Origin of the sequence: Paenibacillus spongiae, assembly GCF_024734895.1 — a bacterium.
Classification (GTDB): domain Bacteria; phylum Bacillota; class Bacilli; order Paenibacillales; family Paenibacillaceae; genus Paenibacillus_Z; species Paenibacillus_Z spongiae.
In genome coordinates this window covers 4452378-4471316 of sequence record NZ_CP091430.1, presented here as the reverse complement: position 1 = coordinate 4471316, position 18939 = coordinate 4452378, and the positions used below count along the sequence as shown (strand labels likewise).

Here is an 18939-nt window from a genome sequence, read left to right as displayed (position 1 = left end):
GTGATGTTGCATTGAAGGCAGACCCTTCCGATTGCGGAAGAGGCCTGTCTTTTTTGCTTGCGGCCACCGCTAAGCTGGTGTAAGAAATGCCCGTTTGGATGGCCGGGGTCATCTAATTAATTTACTCACTGAATTATATCTGCTATACTAGGGAGAACGATTGAAACGAACAACCGCCGGACAGGCGGAATGTTCTTCCTGCCCCACTCGTTAGAAAGGATGAAAGGAATGAAGTTAAGCCCGTCGGAACTGCTTGTTCTCCAAACCATACAACAAAGCGGCGGCATCTCCAGAAAAACAGTGGCCGACAAAACCGGGCTGTCTCAGGCGTCCATTACGAAAATAAGCAAAATGCTGCTCGAGCAGCGGTTTATCGTCGAAGGCAACCGGATCGGCAGCGGTCAGGGGAGGAAGGAAGTGCTCCTCTATCCGAATCCGGACAAATTTTATTTTCTGGGCATTGACATCGGTGGTTACCGCGTTCGCCTGGCACTGGCGGACTATAATCTCGAAATAAGCCATGAACATGAATATCTCATGACGGAATTTGATGAACGCGAGGACGTTCTTCAAGAGCTGATGATGCGGATCGACGCCTTCTTGAACGAATCCGGCCGGACGCATATCGATGCAATCGGCATCGGCGTTACCGGGATCGTGGATTCCGGGCGGAGCCGAATCTTGAATATACCCAACTGCAACGGCTGGGACAATCTGAATATCGTGCATGAGATGGAGCGGCGGTACCGCTGCCCCGTCTATCTCGAGGAGAGCGGGCGGGCGATGGCCTGCGGGGAGAAGATCCTAGGCAAAGCCCGTGATATCGAGGATTTTATCGTCGTCCATATTGCTTTCGGCGTGGTAGCGGGCGTCTTCATTAACGGTCAGCCTCTCCGGGGCTTCAACAATGTAGCCGGCCTGCTGGGGCATATAACGGTGGACGATAAAACCTACCGCTGCTTATGCGGCAATTACGGATGCCTGGAGACCACCGTCACCTATCCGATGCTCGAAGAGGAATACCGCAATAAGCAGGGAGACGGTCCCCGAATGCTGGATGCTTACGGCATGAACAATAAGAATGCGCTGGATGTATGCATTACGGCCGGGAAATCGATCGGAGTCGTGCTGAGCAACGTCATCAACTTATTTAATCCGGCTATGGTCTTCGTCGGAGGCCCCGTATTCGATCATTTTCCGCTCATATTCGAAGAGGTCAAGCGAACGATTCTGCTCAGAGCCAACCGCTTTGCAACGGTAGGGATGAAGCTTGCGAAAAGCTCGTTTCATGACCGGCAGGGCATAATGGGAGCGTTGGCACTGGCCGGAAGCCGCTGCTTGACCGAAGAAATCGAACGGCTGGAGGTAAGAGGATCATAACCATTTGAATGCAGCGAATAAGCCCATCCGGTTCCGGATGGGCTTGTTATATGTTGCAGAAAAACATTGGATTTTTTAGGATAAGAAAGGGTTTACATCGGCAGATTCGTAATATATAATTCATCTCGTAAAGTAAATACAGTCATATTAGCCGCAATTATTTCACTTGGGGCGAGTACGAAACTCTGCCTGATGATTGGGAGACGGAAAATGAGGTGAGTCATAACGAATGATGTTGAAAGCCGCTTTTCGCAAGGTGAGAATCACGCCGGAGGAGCCCGCGCCTCTGCAGGGGTATGACCCGAACGTCCATATTGCTGAATCCGAATCGGACATCCTCGACGATTTATACGCCCGCGTAATCGTCCTGGAAAACGGAGGGAGCCGCAAGGTTATCGTAAGCGTCGATTGCTGCCTGACGAATGAGCAGACCTTCCAAGCATCCGATCCTGGGGGGAAAGTGGGGACATATCGTCATCTGCTGCAGACCTTCCCAGTGGGAACCCGCCGGCAATGGGCGGAATCAGCTGGAGTTCAGGAGGAGTCGGTTTCCGTACATGCCACGCATACGCACAGCGCGCCGGAGCATTTTGGGGCGAAGTATACCGCAAGGATTGCGCAAGCCATCTCCGAGGCGGCGAGCCATCTGCAGCCGGTTCGTATTCGTGCGGCATCGGGAAGCAATATGATCGCTGTCAATCGCCGGCCGCATCTTCAGCATAATGAGGAGCTTCCGGTCGACAGGGCATTGAACGTAGCCGTATTTGAGGATGAAGAAGGCAAGCTGATCGGAGCTCTTGTCAATTGCGCCGTTCATCCTACGCTGCTGACAAATCCGCTCAACCGGGTTTCCTCCGAATTCGTAGGATTGGCCATGAGTGAATGGGAAGAGCGCGAAGGGCATGGATTTACTGCGTTGTTTATTCAGGGTTTTCTGGGCGATGTCGGACCTTACGGTCATTACCGCAATGAGGAGTCGGACACCTATCCTTGGGTGAAGCGCATAGCTCATGAGCTATTCCAGCAGATAATGGAAGCGGTTAAGCAGTCGGTACCGGTCGGCGGGATGCCGCTGTACAGCTTGGAACGCACAGTGGAGCTGCCGACACGCAAAGGATACTTCCTGCCCTCTATCCCCGTCGTATTGCACGGGAACCGGATCGGCGACCTGGTCATTCTCTCCGTGTCCTGTGAAGTGTTCAACGGCTATGTGAATATTCTTCAAGCCGAGTCCCCTTTCCCATCGACGTGGTTCTCCGCGGTAGCAAACGGCTACTGCGGCTATCTGCCTACAAGCAGCGCATACCGGGATGGACTGGGCGGTTACGAGATGAATACGACACCTTATAGCGAAGAGGCTAGCGGCATCTTCGTTCAGGCGGCCAAGCAATTCCTTCAAGAGCTAACATAATATCGGGACGGGAGAATAAATATGATCAACGTAGGAGCAAGCATGGCAAGCACGTTGACTTGCCTGGGCGATTGGGGGCTTACAAAATGAGCACGGACAGCACCTTCCAACCCGTTCGAACGAAGCCATGGGATTTCGGAATGCTGAGCACGGAGGAGTTTGGGGAGCGCGAGAAGGAGCTTGTTCTTCAGGTATTGGAGAAGAAGCGGGTGTTCCGTTATTATGGCGGGGATAAAGAGCAGTCGGAGTGTTACCGGCTGGAAAAGCTGTATCGCGAAACAGTCGGCACGCAATATGCGCTCGCCGTCAATTCCGGAACATCGGCGCTTGTCGCCGCGCTGATCGGTGCCGGTATCGGGCCGGGAGATGAAGTCATCGTCCCCGCTTACACGTATATTGCTACGGCGGCGGCCGTGCTCACAGCCCGTGCCGTTCCGGTTATTGTGGAAGTGGACGATTCGTTGACGATGGATGCACAAGCGTTCGAAGCGGCCATCACCTCGCATACCAAAGCGGTTATTCCGGTTCATATGCGCGGCGTTCCATGCCGGATGGATGCCATCTTGGATGTCGCTAGCAGGCATAACCTCATTGTCATCGAGGATGTCGCACAGGCGAATGGAGGTTCCTACCAAGGAAGGCCGCTGGGCTCCTTCGGTCAGGCAGGCTGCTTCAGCTTTCAGCAATATAAGCTGATAACGGCCGGCGAGGGCGGCATGCTTCTGACCAATGATGAGAAGACGTACGCCAGGGCCAATATTTATCACGATTCCGCATTCGTCTATTGGGATATGAATGGCGGCATTCAGGAGCCGCCGTTCCCCGGAGAAAACTACCGGCTAAGCGAGATCAATGCAGCGCTTGCGCTCGCGCAATCGGAACGGATTCATGCCATTATAGCAAAGCTTCAGCATATCAAATCCGTCATAACGGCCGGCATCGGCCATTTGGAAGGGATACGGCTGCAGACGATTCCCGATCCGAAGGGCGACGTCTCTTACAGTCTAGTCTTCTATTTGCCGACTGCGGAGCAGTCGCAAGCCTTTTCGAAGCAGCTGTCCCGAGAAGGCATTCCGAATGGGACGATCAATAATAACGGATTTGCGGATCGTCACATCTATAAGAACTGGACGTATGTGATGGAGAAAAGAGGAGCCTCCGAGAACGATACGCCTTGGAACTGTCAGAGTTACAAAGGCAATGTTCAGTATTCAAGGGATATGTGTCCCGTTACGCTGGATTTGCTGAGCAGAGCGATTTCCATCGGGCTTCATCAACATATGACGGATGATGATTGCGACGATGTCATACGTGCTATCTGCAAAACAGCGGGCTCGCTATGAATAAAGCGATCCATTAATTGGCCTTTCTCTCATTTCATATTACAAGATCAGTCATTGGAAGACACAACCTTGGTTACTGCACACAGAGCAAGTTTTGCCACGACCTAGCGGTCGAAGGTGACAAAACTTTTAAGGAGCGTGATCAAATGACAGCCAAACGTAAGATACGTGTCGGTATGATCGGTTATAAGTTTATGGGGAAAGCCCACAGCCATGCCTATCGAGATCTCCCCTTCTATTTTGATCCCGAAGCAGAGCCTGTCATGCAGGCGATCGCAGGCCGCGACCAGGAAGGCGTCCGCGGCGCCGCGGAAAAAATGGGATGGGCGTCATATGAGACGGATTGGCGCCGGCTTATCGAACGGGACGACATCGATATGATCGATATATGCACGCCTAACAATGCTCACGTGGAGATTGCCATCGCCGCAGCAGAAGCGGGCAAGCATATTCTGTGCGAGAAGCCGCTTGCGATGAACGTCGAACAAGCCGGCCGGATGCTCGACGCGGTTAATAAAGCCGGTGTCGTTCACATGATCTGCCACAACTATCGCTTCGTGCCGGCCATCCGCTATATCAAGCAGCTCATTGACGATGGAAGGCTCGGAACGATTTATCATATACGCGCGAACTATTTGCAGGACTGGATCATGGATCCCAATTTCCCGCTCGTTTGGCGGCTTCGCAAAGAAGTGTGCGGCTCGGGAACTCACGGCGATCTGATGGCCCATTCGATCGATCTGGCCCGGTATCTCGTCGGTGAAATATCGGAAGTGAGCGGCATGATGAATACATTCATTAAGCAGCGTCCGCTCGGAGAGATGAGCGGCGGGCTGAACGCTCAAGTACAAGGCGACCGCATGGGCGAGGTGGATGTCGATGATGCTGTGGCGTTTCTTGCCCGCTTTGAAGGCGGCGCGATGGGCGTCTTCGAAGCATCGCGGTTCGCCAAGGGCAACCGCAACGGCAACCGGTTCGAGATCAACGGATCGAAGGGCTCTGTACGCTGGGATATGGAGAATATGAACAACCTGTCGGTGTATATGGAAGAGGACGAGAAGGGGCTTCAAGGCTTCCGCACGATTAATTGCACCGAAGAAATTCATCCCTTTACCGGGGCTTACTGGCCGGCAGGCCATATCATCGGTTACGAGCATACGTTCATTAATCTGCTGCATGAGTTGATGGGTGGCATTGCCCAGAACAAGAGCACGATGCCGAATTTCGAAGACGGCTACCGCAACCAGCTCATATTGGATGCCGTAGAGCGTTCCTCGGAAACCAGACAATGGGTTCCAATCCCATCCAAAGGAGAGGTATAACGATGACGTTTCGATTCTCATTCGGACCCTGGAATATTCACGAAGGGAGCGACCCTTTCGGAGCTCCCGTCAGGTCCTCTTATTCGTTTCAGCAAAAGCTGGCCGTATATCGCGAGCTCGGATTCGAAGGTGTTCAATTCCATGACGACGATGTCGTCCCCGATATCGATGGAAAATCGCATGCGGAAGTCGTCAAGGAAGCTGCCGCTATGAGGCGTATGCTGGATGAGCATGGACTTGTAGCGGAAATTCTGGCACCAAGGCTGTGGGATAACAGCAAAGGGATCGACGGGGGATACACCTCCAACAATGCGCAGGAACGCGCGTATGCCATCGACCGGTCGAAGCAGACGATCGACATCGCCAGGGAGATGGGAACAGACAGGCTTGTGCTCTGGCTGGCAAGAGAGGGAACCTATATCCGCGAAGCCAAGAATCCGGCCGCTTCCGTTCACTATCTGATCGATGCGATCAATCAGATGCTGGAGTATGATCCCGCCATTCGAATTCTGATCGAGCCGAAGCCGAACGAGCCGATGGATCATGCCTATATCCCGACAATCGGACATGCGCTGTCATTGGCATATTCCACGATCGATCCAAACCGTGTCGGCGGACTGATCGAATCCGCGCACTGCATATTGGCCGGACTGGACCCTTCTGACGAGATGGGATATGCGCTCGCGCTGAATAAGCTTTGGAGCGTTCATCTGAACGATCAGAACGGCTTGAAGTATGACCAGGATAAAGCTTTCGGGTCGGACAATCTGCGCAGAGCGTTCAACCAAGTGCGCGTGCTCGTCGATAACGATTACGGCAAGAACGGGGAATTTATCGGCCTCGATGTAAAGGTCATGCGTACCCAGCCTCAAGAGATATCGTTCAAGCATCTGGAGAACAGCAAGAAGACGTTCCTTCGTCTGGCGGACAAAGTGCGGACGTATGACAGAGAGAAGGAGCGGGCATTTGTCGAAGCGCGGGATTACGAAGGCTTGGATGCCTACGTGCTCGACCATTTAATGGGTGAGTCACGCCGATGACGGCAGTGAAACAATATCTATTTGAAGACTCCCGTCCTTTCGCCAGCTGTCATGCTTCCACGCTGGTCGCGCTTGCGGACGGCTCGATTCTGGCGGCATGGTTCGGCGGAACCGATGAAGGAGAATCCGATGTCGACATCTGGTGCTCGCGCCGAATGGACGGGCACTGGTCGGCTCCGGAACGGATTGCCGGGGAACCCGGTATCGCCCACTGGAATCCGGTGTTGTTCCAAGGCGACAATGGCATCCTTTATTTATACTATAAAGTAGGCCATACGATTCCGAGGTGGTACACCCGTGTGATCGAATCGCGGGACGAAGGCGCTTCTTGGGGTGAGCCGTACGCGCTTGTGGAAGGGGACGAGGGCGGCAGAGGTCCGGTCCGCAACAAGCCGATCATTTCGCAAAACGGAACGTGGCTTGCTCCGGCCTCGCTGGAGTCAGAGGTCTGGGACGCCTTCGTCGATATCAGCCGCGATCAAGGGCAGAGCTGGACCATGAGCGAAATCGTACCGCTGAACCGTGAAGGACTGCGAGGCAAAGGGGTCATTCAACCTGCTATGTGGGAGTCTGAGGCGGGACAGATCCATATGCTGCTCCGCAGTACAGCGGGATCGATCTACCGGAGCGATTCAGCGGATACCGGCGCGACCTGGAGCGAAGCCTACGCAACGGATCTGCCCAATAATAACAGCGGCATCGATCTCGTGAAGCTGGGTGAAGGCAAGCTGGCGCTGGTCCATAATCCGATAAGCGATTCGAGGCTTCGAACGCCGCTCGTCGTCAGCCTGTCCGAGGATGACGGAGCCACCTGGCGCGAATGGTTTGTATTGGAGAATGAGCCCGGCGAGTATTCTTATCCGGCTATCATTAAGAGGGACGGTAAACTGCTCATCACATATACGTGGAAGCGTGAACGGATTGTCTTCTGGGAGATCGACTGCAGGTAGACAATAAGATGAGTTAACGTTGTTAACGTTAGATCAAGTATGAATCGATAACATGGACAGGGGCGCTCTGACGGTGAACAACGGAATCATAGAGGCAGAAGTAAGGAAGCAGCTGGGCAAAGAAACGGGAGAGCTAACGGATTCGGATTTGTTATCCATCACCCATTTAAAGCTGAATAATAGGGAGCTCGAAGAGATCGGCGATCTTGCCAAATTTCATAACCTGGTCGATCTCGAATTGCAGGACAATTGGCTGACCGATCTATCTCCGCTGCGTTCGCTCGTACGCCTTGAAAGACTTTTTGTCTCGAATGATCCGTTTCTGCCGGAAGACATGAAGCCCGCGCGCAAAAATACGTTCTCCGGCCTGGAGTTTATAACCGGACTTGTAAATCTGCGGGATATCAGCTTTGTCGATTGCGGGATATCGGATATTTCGCCGTTACATGCCCTGCACAATCTGGAGAACGCGTGGTTGTATGTATCTGAAATTAGCGATCTATCGCCGCTGCGGGGATTGAAGAAGCTGCACAAGGTCTATTTCTATCACTCCAAGCTGCGTGAGATTAGCGTATTCAAGGACTTGCCGCATATCAAAGGGATCGCAATCAACGCAAACGAGGTATCGGATTTAACGCCGATCAAGGATTGCGTGGAGATGACCTACCTGGACGCGCACACGAATCGCATCCGCGATATCGCGCCGCTTGCGAAGCTGACCAATCTGATCTACCTTACGCTTGCCGAGAATGATATCTCGGATATTAGCGTCTTGGAATCGATGCAGGGGCTGAGACATCTTACCTTATCGTCGAATCCTAATCTGAAGGACGTCAACGTCGTGAAGCAGCTCAAGTCCTTGCGCCATCTGGAGTTAATCGACCTCGATTTGAGCGATGACGTAATTGCGGATTTGAAAGCAGCGATGCCGGAATGTCATTTCATGCTCAGCTATGATTAGAGCGGGGTGCCTCAGGTAGCCGCTTCTTGATATGACAATAGATTCATTCGAAAAACGCCGTTCTGCTGCCTTGAAGGCAGAAAGAACGGCGTTTTAGTTAACAATAGAAAGATTTTTCGATACGTTTCTTAATTTCCCAGGGAAGAAGCGTTGTTCGCTGCCAAACCCGGCGTTTGCCATTTCTTTTTCTCTGCCGCGGCCGTAGAGATGGTTTGATGCGTGGAGGAGTGATAGAATGAAGAAACTTAGGCACTAATGCGAAGAACATAGTGTATTCTGCCTGCGAAACGGCTTGTTCTAATCATCGGACTAACCAAAGACAGGCGGTTAAATAAAGGATGGATTTTCAACCATGAGTATTCAGTTAACAGAGCAGGATGTGATCGGGCTGTGCGGCGAACTCGCGTATAAGAAGGGGCTGGCTTCCCTTCGACGGGGAAAAGTCGCGATTACGTCAAGTAATGCCGAATGGACCCGATTCGATGCGAAGGTAAACGATAATGGATTCGATCAAGTCAGCATCGAGTTGGATCAGGACGGAGTCGTGGAGGCGCGATGCAGCTGCTCGGCTTTATTCACATTTGATAAGTATTGTAAACATATCGCAGCCGTATTGCTGAATATTCAAGCGCTTCGGCGAGGCAGCGAGACAACCAAGCAGGCGGATACTTCGCTTCTTCAGCCTGGAGATCATAAGCACGGCCATCAGGATTCAAGTACCGACTCAGATAATTTGCAGCTATTGAACGGCCTGTTGGGGCTGTTCGGAGGGAGGCCGCTGCGGCCGAGAAGCGCAGCGCATCGCTTCGATACCAGAGAGCCGCTGGATGTGGAGTTCATGTGCAAACCTTATTTCTGCGGCTATCGTAAGCTGATGTTCGGCATCGAAATGAAGGTCGGACCCAAGCGGCTGTATATCGTACAGGACATCAGAGCGTTTCTGGACCGGATCGACCGCGGAGAAGTCTATACGTTCTCCAGACATTTTACCTACGATCCTGAGCTCCACAGCTTCCCGAAAGAAACCGATGCGGTGATCAGGCAGTTGATTCATATTATTCAGAACGAAACGATGTATCTTGATACTGTAAGTTCTTATCCTATTCATTCGGCATCCAATAAGGGAAGCGATCGGATACTGCCGGTTCCCCCTGTCTCGTGGGAAACGCTTCTGCCGCTGTTGATCGATGCCCCTTCGGTACGCGTGGAACAGGAGAGCGGCATCTATGAAGGCATTCGGATAACGGACGAGCGGCTTCCGCTCCAATTCGAGTTTGACCAGGACGCAGCCAATGGTTACCGATTGGACATCAAAGGATTGGATGGAATTACCGTCATGGAATCTTACAGCATCGTCCTCTTCGAAGGAAAGCTGTTAAAGCTGCCCGCCGAGCAATGCAAGCGCTTGACCGAACTGAAGGGGATGCTGGATACGTCCGCCAGGCAGCAAGTGAAGATTCGGCCGGAGATGATCGAGACCTTCATGGAGAAGGTTATCCCTGGACTTATGAGGATGGGCAAGGTTCATATTGCCGAGGCCGTTTCGAACCGTATTATTCAAACGCCGCTGAAGGCGAAGCTCTACCTGGACCGTGTCAGGGACCGGCTGCTCGCCGGACTCGAATTTCAATATGGCAGCATCATCATAAATCCGTTAGACGACAATGCTCAGAAGCGACATGGAGGGCATATCCTCATGCGGGACGGGGAGCTTGAACGGCGAATCTTGGAGCTAATGGACCAGCATACGATCACCAGAACGGAAGCCGGTTATTTCATGGACGATGAAGAAGCGGAATTCGATTTTCTGCACAATACCGTTCCGCAGCTGGAGAAGCTGCTGACGGTATATGCGACGTCGGCCGTGAAGGTAAGGCTCCATAAAGGTCCTGTACACCCGAAGATAACGGTAGATGTAGATGAGCGAACCGATTGGCTGGAAATTAAGTTCGATATGGGCGGCATTCCGGAGACGGAGATTCGCAAGCTGCTGCAGTCTCTCGAGGAGAAGCGCCGGTATTACCGTCTGCCAAACGGTGCTCTATTGCCGCTGGAGGCCGAGGAGCTACAAGAAATGATCCGATTCCTTAACGAGGTCGGCATTCGGAATGAAGATATTGTAGGGTCCCAATTCCGACTTCCCGTTGTCCGGGGCCTGCATATGATGGATGCCGACCGTTCGGGGAATACGGTGAAGCTGGGCCGATCGTTCCGCCGGCTGCTGGACAACATGAGAAGTCCGGACAATCTGGACTTTCCTGTCCCTGGCAATCTCGAGCCTATACTCCGCGATTATCAGAAGTATGGCTACCAATGGCTGAAGACGCTCGCTCATTACCGCTTCGGAGGCATTCTTGCCGACGATATGGGCCTCGGCAAGACGCTGCAGAGCATCGCCTTTGTCGTGTCTGTCCTGACGGAGATCAGGCAGGAAGGCCGTCCGGCTATCATTGTCGCCCCGGCTTCTCTCGTCTACAACTGGCGCAACGAATTTGCGAAATTCGCACCCGGAATTAAAACGGTTATTGTCGATGGCAGCCGAACAGAACGCAGCCGCTTGCTCAAAGATATGACTCACACGGATGTCGTCATCACATCCTATCCGCTGCTGAGGCGCGATGCCGAGCTGTATGTGAAACATGCCTTTCATACGCTCTTCCTGGATGAGGCACAGATGTTCAAGAACCACACGACGCAGACGGCCCAGACGGTGAAGCTGATTCAGGCGAGATACCGGTATGCCCTTACCGGAACGCCGATGGAGAACCGGCTGGAGGAGCTATGGTCGATCTTTGACGTGATCTTCCCCGGGCTGTTCCCGGACCTGAAGGGGTTCCATGATTTATCGCGTGAGGCAGTGGCCAGGCGGATCAGGCCGTTTCTCCTGCGTCGGCTGAAAAGCGATGTACTGAAGGAGCTGCCGGACAAGATCGAGACGCTGCAAGCATCCGAGCTGCTGCCAGAGCAGAAGAAGCTGTATGTGGCGTATCTGGCTAAGTTAAGGCAGGAAACAGTGAAGCATCTGAATGATGACAGCTTCCAACAGAACCGGATCAGAATTTTAGCGGGCTTAACCCGGCTGCGGCAGCTCTGCTGCCATCCCGCTCTATTCGTGGACGATTATGCAGGCAGCTCGGCCAAATTCGAACAGCTGCAGGAGATCGTCGAAGAGTGCCGGAACGCGGGCAGGAGGGTACTGGTTTTCTCGCAATTCACACAGATGCTTGGCCTGATTGGACGGGAGCTCGGCGTTCAAGGCGTTCCTTATTTCTACTTGGACGGTCAAACGCCCGGCTCGGAGCGCGTAGAGCTATGCACCAGATTTAACGATGGGGAGCGCGAGTTGTTCCTCATCTCCTTGAAGGCAGGCGGTACCGGGCTGAACCTGACAGGCGCAGACACCGTTATCCTCTACGACTTATGGTGGAATCCGGCTGTCGAACAGCAGGCCGCCGACCGAGCACATCGGATCGGGCAACAGAACGTCGTTCAAGTAATCCGTCTCGTCGCCCAAGGGACTGTCGAGGATAAGATGTTCGATCTGCAGCAGCGGAAGATCAATCTCATCGATGAGGTGATCCGTCCGGGCGAGGAAGCATTGTCCGGACTGACGGAGCAGGACATCCGGGAAATTCTGATGATCGAATAATAGGGCTTCGGCGGCCAGCATCGGATTCTCGCAGCGAAGTCGATGCCAAAAAAGACGACTCCCGGCAGCGGGAGTCGTCTTCCTATTCAGGGCGTATGTGCTATACTTCCATCATCCAGCCGAACGGATCCGGAAGTGTTCCGGATTGGATGCCGGTTAACGATTCGTACAGCTTGGCCGACAGCTCGCCGGTCTGACCGTTGTTAATGACGAGCTTATCGCCGCGCCAATTGAGCTCGCCAATCGGGGAGATGACGGCGGCGGTACCGGTGCCGAATGCTTCCTCGAGCATGCCTTTCTCGTGGGCTTCGTACAGCTCCTCAATCGAAATCGTCCGCTCTTCGACCGGAATATTCCAATGCTTCAGCTGATGAATGATAGAGTTGCGCGTGATGCCGTCCAGAATGCTGCCATTGAGTGCAGGCGTATGAACCGTTCCGTTAATCTTGAAGAAGACGTTCATGCTGCCGACTTCCTCGATGTACTTCCGGTGTACGCCATCCAGCCAGAGCACCTGCTCATAGCCCTTCGCTTTCGCTTCCTCCTGCGCGGATAGACCGGCTGCGTAGTTGCCGGCTGTCTTGGCTTCGCCGACTCCCCCAGCCACTGCGCGTACATAATGGGACTCCACGTAGATTTTGACCGGATTGACACCGTTCGCATAATAAGCGCCGACAGGCGACATGATGATCATAAATTTGTACTGCGTAGATGGAGCTACGCCAAGTGCCGGTTGAGTGGCAATGATGAATGGACGGATATACAGCGAAGTGCCGGGAGTTGAAGGAATCCAATCCCGATCGACATCGATCAGCTTCTGCAGGGCGTCAATGAAGATTTCCTCGTCGAGATAGGGAATGCTCAGACGCTCATTAGATTTGTTCAGACGCTGGATATTCTTCTGCGGTCTGAACAGGAGGACTCGTCCATCCTCGGTTCTGTAAGCCTTCAATCCTTCGAAGACCGTTTGCCCGTAATGAAATACTTTTGCCGCGGGGTCCAGCGTAATCGGCTGATAGGGGACAATGCGGGGGCTATGCCAGCCGCTTTCCACGGAATAATCCAGAATAAACATGTGATCGGTGTAATAAACGCCAAATCCAAGCTTCTGCTCGGACGGTTTTTCCTTCTTCGTTACTGTTCGCTGGATCTCCACTGCTTGAACCAAATGGATCATCTCCCGTTACCTATTGTAAACTCTAATTGAATGATAGCAGTTCATGGGATATATTTAAAGTATCTATATTATTTAACTGTCATACCTTTTAGGTATAGGGGTGTACGAGTGTGGATATGCGACAGCTGAAATATTTTTTGACCATTGCCAGGGAAGGCCAAATTACGCGCGCAGCGAAGCTGCTTAATATGGAACAGCCGCCCTTAAGCCGTCAGCTCAAGCTAATGGAAGAGGAGCTGGGCGTCAAATTATTCGACCGCCATGGCAAAGGGTTAAAGCTGACCGATGCCGGCGAGCTTCTCAAACAGAAGGCGGAACAGCTATTCATCCAATTCAATGAAACGCTGCAGGAGGTCAAAGAAACGGAAGAAGGCGTACGCGGCGTTCTGTCGATCGGCTCGGTCGTGTCCTGTATTTCGCTTCTGCCCAAACGGATCGAACGGTTCCGGGTCAGGTTTCCGCGCGTAACGTTCAAGATTTTGGAAGGCGATCATTTTTACTTAGGGGAACAGCTGGAGAAGCGGGCAATCGATCTGGTCGTGGCTCGTTTGCCGTTCGAGGCGTTGACGGACCCGAAGCAATTCGCCGTTCTGCCGCTGCCTTCCGATCCGTTCGTCGTCGTCATTCCGAGCTCATGGGAGCAGTATTCGGGCAAGCATGCCATCCGCATGATCGAATTAGCCCAGTTCCCGTTCATCGCACTGAAGTCGGATCAGACGACCCGGATGCATGAGCAGGTCGTTAGCGAATGCAAACGTCATGGCTTTGAGCCCAACATCGTATGCGAATGCTCCAGCGTTGCCATCATCATGTCGCTTATTGCGGAAGGGATCGGGGCTACCGTGTTTCCCAAATCGGTTATGTCCTCATTTCCCTCTACCGTGGTGAAGATGCTGAATATCGAAGATGCGGATTTTCAATCCGGCGTGGGCATCCTGTGGTTGAAGGATCATTATTTGCCTAAGAGCGCCCGTTTCTTTATCGATAGCTTTGAGGTTGAATAAGCCCAGGAGGGTGTCCGCCGGACCGACTAGCGAGTTATCCGTTAAAATTCTCTCTTGTGAATGAGATCCACTGCCGCGTGGCCAGTGAAAGATAACCTTCACGCCTCCATACCATTACGAGCCGCCAAGGAATGGCGGGACTGACGAGAGGGACGGATCGGACCTTGTCCGGATGTAGCGCGGCGCATATCCGGCTGGGCAGCATCGCGATGCCCAGGTTCTCGGCGACCATCTCTCCGATGAAATCCCATTGCGAGCTTTCATATACAATACGGGGAGTAAACCCGGTAGAGATACATTCCTTAATGATTCGATTGTGTAGAGCAAATTCGGTATTGAACAAAATGAACCTCTCCTCAGCAAGCTCACCCAGCCCGATCATCTCCCGGGAAGCGAACGGGTGAGACGGATGAAGGATGACCTTCAGCCGGTCTTCCACAAGCGGGAACGAGTCGAAGATGTCCGGATCCGCCGGCCACAGTACAACTCCTACATCAAGCGTTCCTTCTGCGACGCTTTCCTCTACTTTGCGGGCGCCATCCTCCACCAAGGCGAGCGTTATTCCAGGGTAACGATCTTGGAATTTCTTAATAACCCCAGGGAAGAACCGGGAGCCGGCCATGGGCGGCAATCCGATGCGGATGCTCCCTTTCTTCAAATAAGTCAGATCGTCGATCTCGGCTTGCAGGTTGTCGAATAACTGCAGAATCGGTCCGGCATAGTTATGTATGGCCTTGCCGGCATCCGTCAGCTTGATCTGCTTCCCGCCACGGATAAACAGTTCAATGTTCAGCTCGTTCTCCAGGTTCTTGATCATCTTGCTAATGGTTGGCTGGGTAATATGCAGAGCGTCGGCAGCCTTAGTAAAGCTGTTATAGCGGACAATTTCAGTGATATATTGCAAGTGCCTGATTTCCATAGCAGGACGGGCTCCTTCCATAGATGAATGGAATGTAAATCATGATGTAAATTCATTTTACTCATGATTCGCAAGTCTGTATACTTTGGACATGGAAGGAGTAGAGCTATTGTGAATAAAATGCTCGTTACGATTGCTCAAGTCGCGCTGCTGATCGTTATTGCCCAGGCTTCGGACGCCTTGGTCCGCTGGCTGCATCTGCCGATACCCGGCAGCATTGCGGGAATCATATTGTTATTTCTGCTGCTTCAATTTCATATCATCCGGCTTGAATGGGTTGAGCGGGGTTCCAAATTTCTCGTGGCGGAGATGCTCTTATTCTTCATTCCGGCAACGGTCGGCATCATCAATTACAAGAGCCTTGTCATCGACAGCGGCCTATCGATTACCCTCACAATCATTGGCAGCACTTTCGCCGTCATGCTGTGCGCGGGACTGATCGGTCAATGGATAACCGGACGCAAAGAAAAGGCGGCTTCTTGATGGGAACGGCATTATTGTGGTTAATCGTGACGATTGTCATTTATATGGCTGCCAAGAAGTTATACCGCGCTTATCCGAAGGTATTTTTAACGCCGATTCTTGTGGCGCCAATAATGGTTATCGTTGTTATTCTGGTCTGCGGAGTATCATTCGATACGTATGACGAAGGCGCCGGTTGGCTGACCAAGATGATCGAGCCAGCAACGATTGCATTAGCGATCACGCTGTATAAACATGTCGATATCCTGAAGAAGAATGCTTACGCTATTCTAGCAAGCGTCAGCTTCGGCGCTGTCGCCGCGATCATAACCTCGGTCGGTTTTGCCCGCATGTTCGGGTTAAATGAAGAGATTATGGACAGTCTCGCCCCGCGCTCGGCCACGACGCCCATCGCGGTCACCATCTCCCAATTTAATGGCGGCGTGCCGACGATAACGGCAATAGCAACGCTTATAACAGGGCTTCTGGGCATGATATTGGGGCCTCTTATTGTAAAATGGTTCGGCATCCGCAGCTCAATTGCGCGTGGAGTGCTGTTCGGGACAAGTGCTCATTCGGCAGGCATCAGCAAAGCATTGGAGTATGACGCCGTAACCGGGTCGGTAGCCGGAATAGCGATGATGTTCACTGCTTTCGTTACGTTATGCGCTGCGCCTTGGCTGATTGCTTGGCTAGCGTAGTCATTCCTCTCCGCCTTTAGGCGGATTTTTTTGTTTCTGCAGCTTATTGATGCCATAAGCTAAGCAGGCCAAGCCAATCTAAAGCCGATGGAGGCAGCTAAACGATTATAGAACCGCTTAAATTGGAAAGATGAGTATGCAAACGCGAAGAAGCCGCACCGGGTTGGAGGGGCATTATTACTTGGCATAAGTGCCGAATCAGGCCGTAATTGAGTACGGAGCAAACAATGCGATACCGAATATCCGACACTGTGCGGAACCGGCACGTTATGAAGGGCACCTCCGGTACTCGCTGATTTCGCGGGTACCGGAACATTCCGGTGCTTCTCCCTTATCAGTCATGTAATACGATATTCAAATAATGATGTCGGATATTTCCCGAGTATCATGGTGTCTTTCACCTTATCAAATCCTTGTCTTATATAGAAATCGCATAGACGGGCTCTGTCGGAAGCGCAATCAAGCTTCAGATACTTTTTGCCGAGATGCTTGGCGTGTGATTTTGCCCAGCATACCATCTCTAGCGACACACCCAGTCCCGCATATTTTCTTCGGATACATAGTTTATGCAAGTACAACGACTCATGAACGGGATCATCCGGCCATACCCCCGGATCCTCCGCTTGGAGGATCATGACCGCTGCAGTCTCGTCGTTCTTGAATCCCATGTACATTTCATCGATGGGGTTATTGATCAACAGCGTATGGGCGGATATTTGAGCTTCACTCCACATCGGCATTCCGCTATCGGACAACCATACTGCGCCTTCCTTGAGAATGGCGGTGAAAGATTCCAATTCCTCGGATTGGATTCTCCGAATAGACAGGCTCATAGCTCACTTCCTTGCATTCATTAATCGGATGATACCGTGCCTTTTCTCAATCAATCTATTAAGCAGGATAAGTCTTTCTTGAACGTGACACGATGGTAGCCGGGCATGTAATAGTCCGGTTCTTCGTTGACTTCCTGGAACCCGATCCGCCGGTAGAAGGTTAACGTATCGCGATTGCCGATGTGACCCAGCGTATAAAGAATAACCTCGGTGCCCCCTAATGTTACGATTTGGCCGCAGAGGGCGTTAATAATCGAAATGCCGATTCCTTGGCGCTGCCGATTCTTCTTCACGACGATGCCGACAAGCTCGAATTGGTTCGTAAGATCATGATGGATATATCCGCCATGACCCAGGATAGTATCGGCATGGGCAACATAGTAACCGCTTCGCGTTGTATCCAGGTTGCCAAGCATTCACGCCAACGTATCGGATATTGATCAATAATGAAGGAGGGGAACTGGAGAGGGTGCTCAGCCATCATTTGCACCACTTGACAGGTATCGCCGACCTCAAGCGGTCGAATGTTAATCATGCCAATTCGCCTCATGATAATATTCGTATTCCATAGTGCGGGCAGCTTCTAAAGCGCGTTCTTCACCCAGCAATTTGCCCACCACATATAAGGACATATCGATACCTGCCGATACGCCTGCAGAAAGTATGATTTTTCCATTATCCACATAACGTACATCAGTGACAATCGTAGCCGAATCGGGTGCCGCCTTCTCCAGCTCACCGATGGCTGAACGGTTCGTCGTAATTTGAAGTCCTTCTAACAGGTTCGCTTTTGCTAAGAGCAAAGCGCCTGTGCATACCGATAAGACCAGCTCCGCTTGCTCCGCAACCATGCGAATCCAGTTGAGAAGGGTCTCGTTGTCCATCTCTCTCCTCGAACCGAATCCGCCCGGGACGATTAACAGGTCCGGGGTGGGGCAGTCAAGGATCGTATAGCTGGGATTGATACTCAAACTGCCTACGGCTAGAACCGGTTCATGACGTTCCGCCACCGTAAATACATTGAAGTCGCTGCCGCGGTCGCTGCCGCGGTCGCTGCCGCGGTCGCTGCCGCAAAGAAAGACTTCGAACGGTCCTGTGAAATCCAATGGTTCAACCTGATCGTAAATCAAAATCGCAACATTCCTCGTCTGCCGTAGATGTTCCATAAGGCGCATCCCCCTTAAATAAAATAAAAAGCATTCAGTCGGATGACCGAATACTTTGCCCAGGCGAACGGCTGTATGAAGGTATGCGCTCCCTCGTGGTTCTCCACGTTTTCGCCAGTAACACATCCCGTAAAGATATAATTCATATATATCAGAATTGTTAGAAAATTACAATGTCGAAATATTGTTTCTTATAAAAACGGACAAGAAAGTCGAGTATTAGCCTCGTAAGCAAGAAGGTGCCAAAGTGTACAAAATTAGCTGTTCAAACAGATGATTACGCAGATTAACGAGAGCTCCAGGGAATTTTCTTCACAGGGAACATGCGAATCATTCATTTCCTTCAACCATTATCCGAATCGTACCACTCATAAAAAATGGAGTTCTTCTGCGGCAGAGAAGAAGCTCCATGTTCGAATGTTGTTCATGATCATTGCGGGGCGCAACGGATGAAGCAGTATGTTGGATCGCTGCAACCGACTGTTAACGGCCACCAAGTCCGTTATTTTAGATTATGGATGGTTTTTGCTAGAGCTACGGACATGGTAGCCGCTATTTGATGGTAATCGGCCTCGAATTCCTCTATTTTCGGCAAATAGAGAATCAGATGTCCGCAATGAT

At 52.0% G+C, this 18939-nt stretch carries 16 protein-coding genes and 1 riboswitch; of the genes, 11 read left to right on the top strand and 5 right to left on the bottom strand.

Features of this window, described 5'->3' with window-relative positions; translation table 11 throughout:
• The first annotated feature begins 228 nt into the window (after positions 1-228).
• The 8 genes from L1F29_RS20250 to L1F29_RS20215 all read left to right on the top strand — a co-directional run bounded on the left by L1F29_RS20250 (position 229) and on the right by L1F29_RS20215 (position 12056).
• On the top strand, positions 229-1380 hold the full coding sequence (locus L1F29_RS20250) for an ROK family transcriptional regulator (RefSeq protein ID WP_258383865.1): 1152 nt from the start codon (positions 229-231) through the stop codon (positions 1378-1380).
• 229 nt (positions 1381-1609) lie between these two features.
• Entirely contained in the window at positions 1610-2791 is a 1182-nt protein-coding gene (locus L1F29_RS20245) for a hypothetical protein (RefSeq protein ID WP_258383864.1), read from the top strand.
• 86 nt (positions 2792-2877) lie between these two features.
• Positions 2878-4134, top strand: a complete 1257-nt coding sequence (locus L1F29_RS20240; RefSeq protein ID WP_258383863.1) for a DegT/DnrJ/EryC1/StrS family aminotransferase — start codon at positions 2878-2880, stop codon at positions 4132-4134.
• A gap of 146 nt (positions 4135-4280) precedes the next feature.
• Positions 4281-5456: a Gfo/Idh/MocA family protein gene (locus L1F29_RS20235; RefSeq protein ID WP_258383862.1), complete on the top strand. Its 1176-nt coding sequence runs from the start codon at positions 4281-4283 to the stop codon at positions 5454-5456.
• A 2-nt stretch (positions 5457-5458) separates the two neighbouring features.
• A complete protein-coding gene (locus L1F29_RS20230) occupies positions 5459-6496 on the top strand; it encodes a TIM barrel protein (protein ID WP_258383861.1) in 1038 nt (345 codons plus the stop codon).
• Complete coding sequence (locus tag L1F29_RS20225; protein WP_258383860.1) at positions 6493-7446, top strand: sialidase family protein; 954 nt, start codon at positions 6493-6495, stop codon at positions 7444-7446. The genes L1F29_RS20230 and L1F29_RS20225 overlap by 4 nt, the downstream gene beginning before the upstream one ends.
• Positions 7447-7519: 73 nt before the next feature.
• Positions 7520-8407, top strand: a complete 888-nt coding sequence (locus L1F29_RS20220) for a leucine-rich repeat domain-containing protein (RefSeq protein WP_258383859.1) — start codon at positions 7520-7522, stop codon at positions 8405-8407.
• A 352-nt stretch (positions 8408-8759) separates the two neighbouring features.
• Positions 8760-12056: a DEAD/DEAH box helicase gene (locus L1F29_RS20215; RefSeq protein WP_258383858.1), complete on the top strand. Its 3297-nt coding sequence runs from the start codon at positions 8760-8762 to the stop codon at positions 12054-12056.
• A gap of 100 nt (positions 12057-12156) precedes the next feature.
• Here the strand turns inward: L1F29_RS20215 and L1F29_RS20210 are convergent, their stop codons facing one another.
• Positions 12157-13224 carry a branched-chain amino acid aminotransferase gene (locus L1F29_RS20210; RefSeq protein WP_258383857.1) on the bottom strand — a complete coding sequence of 356 codons (1068 nt, stop codon included), beginning with the start codon at positions 13222-13224 and terminating at the stop codon, positions 12157-12159.
• A 119-nt stretch (positions 13225-13343) separates the two neighbouring features.
• On the opposite strand from L1F29_RS20210, the gene L1F29_RS20205 reads away from it, so the two are divergent.
• Complete coding sequence (locus tag L1F29_RS20205; protein ID WP_258383856.1) at positions 13344-14237, top strand: LysR family transcriptional regulator; 894 nt, start codon at positions 13344-13346, stop codon at positions 14235-14237.
• 34 nt (positions 14238-14271) lie between these two features.
• Here L1F29_RS20205 and L1F29_RS20200 read toward each other — a convergent pair whose 3' ends face one another.
• On the bottom strand, positions 14272-15156 hold the full coding sequence (locus L1F29_RS20200) for a LysR family transcriptional regulator (RefSeq protein ID WP_258383855.1): 885 nt from the start codon (positions 15154-15156) through the stop codon (positions 14272-14274).
• A 120-nt stretch (positions 15157-15276) separates the two neighbouring features.
• Here L1F29_RS20200 and L1F29_RS20195 point away from each other — a divergent pair, with 120 nt between their 5' ends.
• A complete protein-coding gene (locus L1F29_RS20195; RefSeq protein WP_258389748.1) occupies positions 15277-15639 on the top strand; it encodes a CidA/LrgA family protein in 363 nt (120 codons plus the stop codon).
• The gene (locus L1F29_RS20190) at positions 15639-16319 is read left to right on the top strand and encodes an LrgB family protein (protein ID WP_258383854.1); all 681 of its coding nucleotides are present in this window, start codon (positions 15639-15641) and stop codon (positions 16317-16319) included. The genes L1F29_RS20195 and L1F29_RS20190 overlap by 1 nt, the downstream gene beginning before the upstream one ends.
• Before the next feature lie 338 nt (positions 16320-16657).
• Here L1F29_RS20190 and L1F29_RS20185 read toward each other — a convergent pair whose 3' ends face one another.
• The 3 genes from L1F29_RS20185 to L1F29_RS20175 all read right to left on the bottom strand — a co-directional run bounded on the left by L1F29_RS20185 (position 16658) and on the right by L1F29_RS20175 (position 18318).
• On the bottom strand, positions 16658-17152 hold the full coding sequence (locus tag L1F29_RS20185) for a GNAT family N-acetyltransferase (RefSeq protein ID WP_258383853.1): 495 nt from the start codon (positions 17150-17152) through the stop codon (positions 16658-16660).
• A 50-nt stretch (positions 17153-17202) separates the two neighbouring features.
• The gene (locus L1F29_RS20180; protein ID WP_258383852.1) at positions 17203-17568 is read right to left on the bottom strand and encodes a GNAT family N-acetyltransferase; all 366 of its coding nucleotides are present in this window, start codon (positions 17566-17568) and stop codon (positions 17203-17205) included.
• Between the two features lie 111 nt (positions 17569-17679).
• Positions 17680-18318, bottom strand: a complete 639-nt coding sequence (locus tag L1F29_RS20175) for a DJ-1/PfpI family protein (RefSeq protein ID WP_258383851.1) — start codon at positions 18316-18318, stop codon at positions 17680-17682.
• A 50-nt stretch (positions 18319-18368) separates the two neighbouring features.
• Positions 18369-18450: riboswitch (ZMP/ZTP riboswitch) on the bottom strand.
• Between the last annotated feature and the right edge of the window lie 489 nt (positions 18451-18939).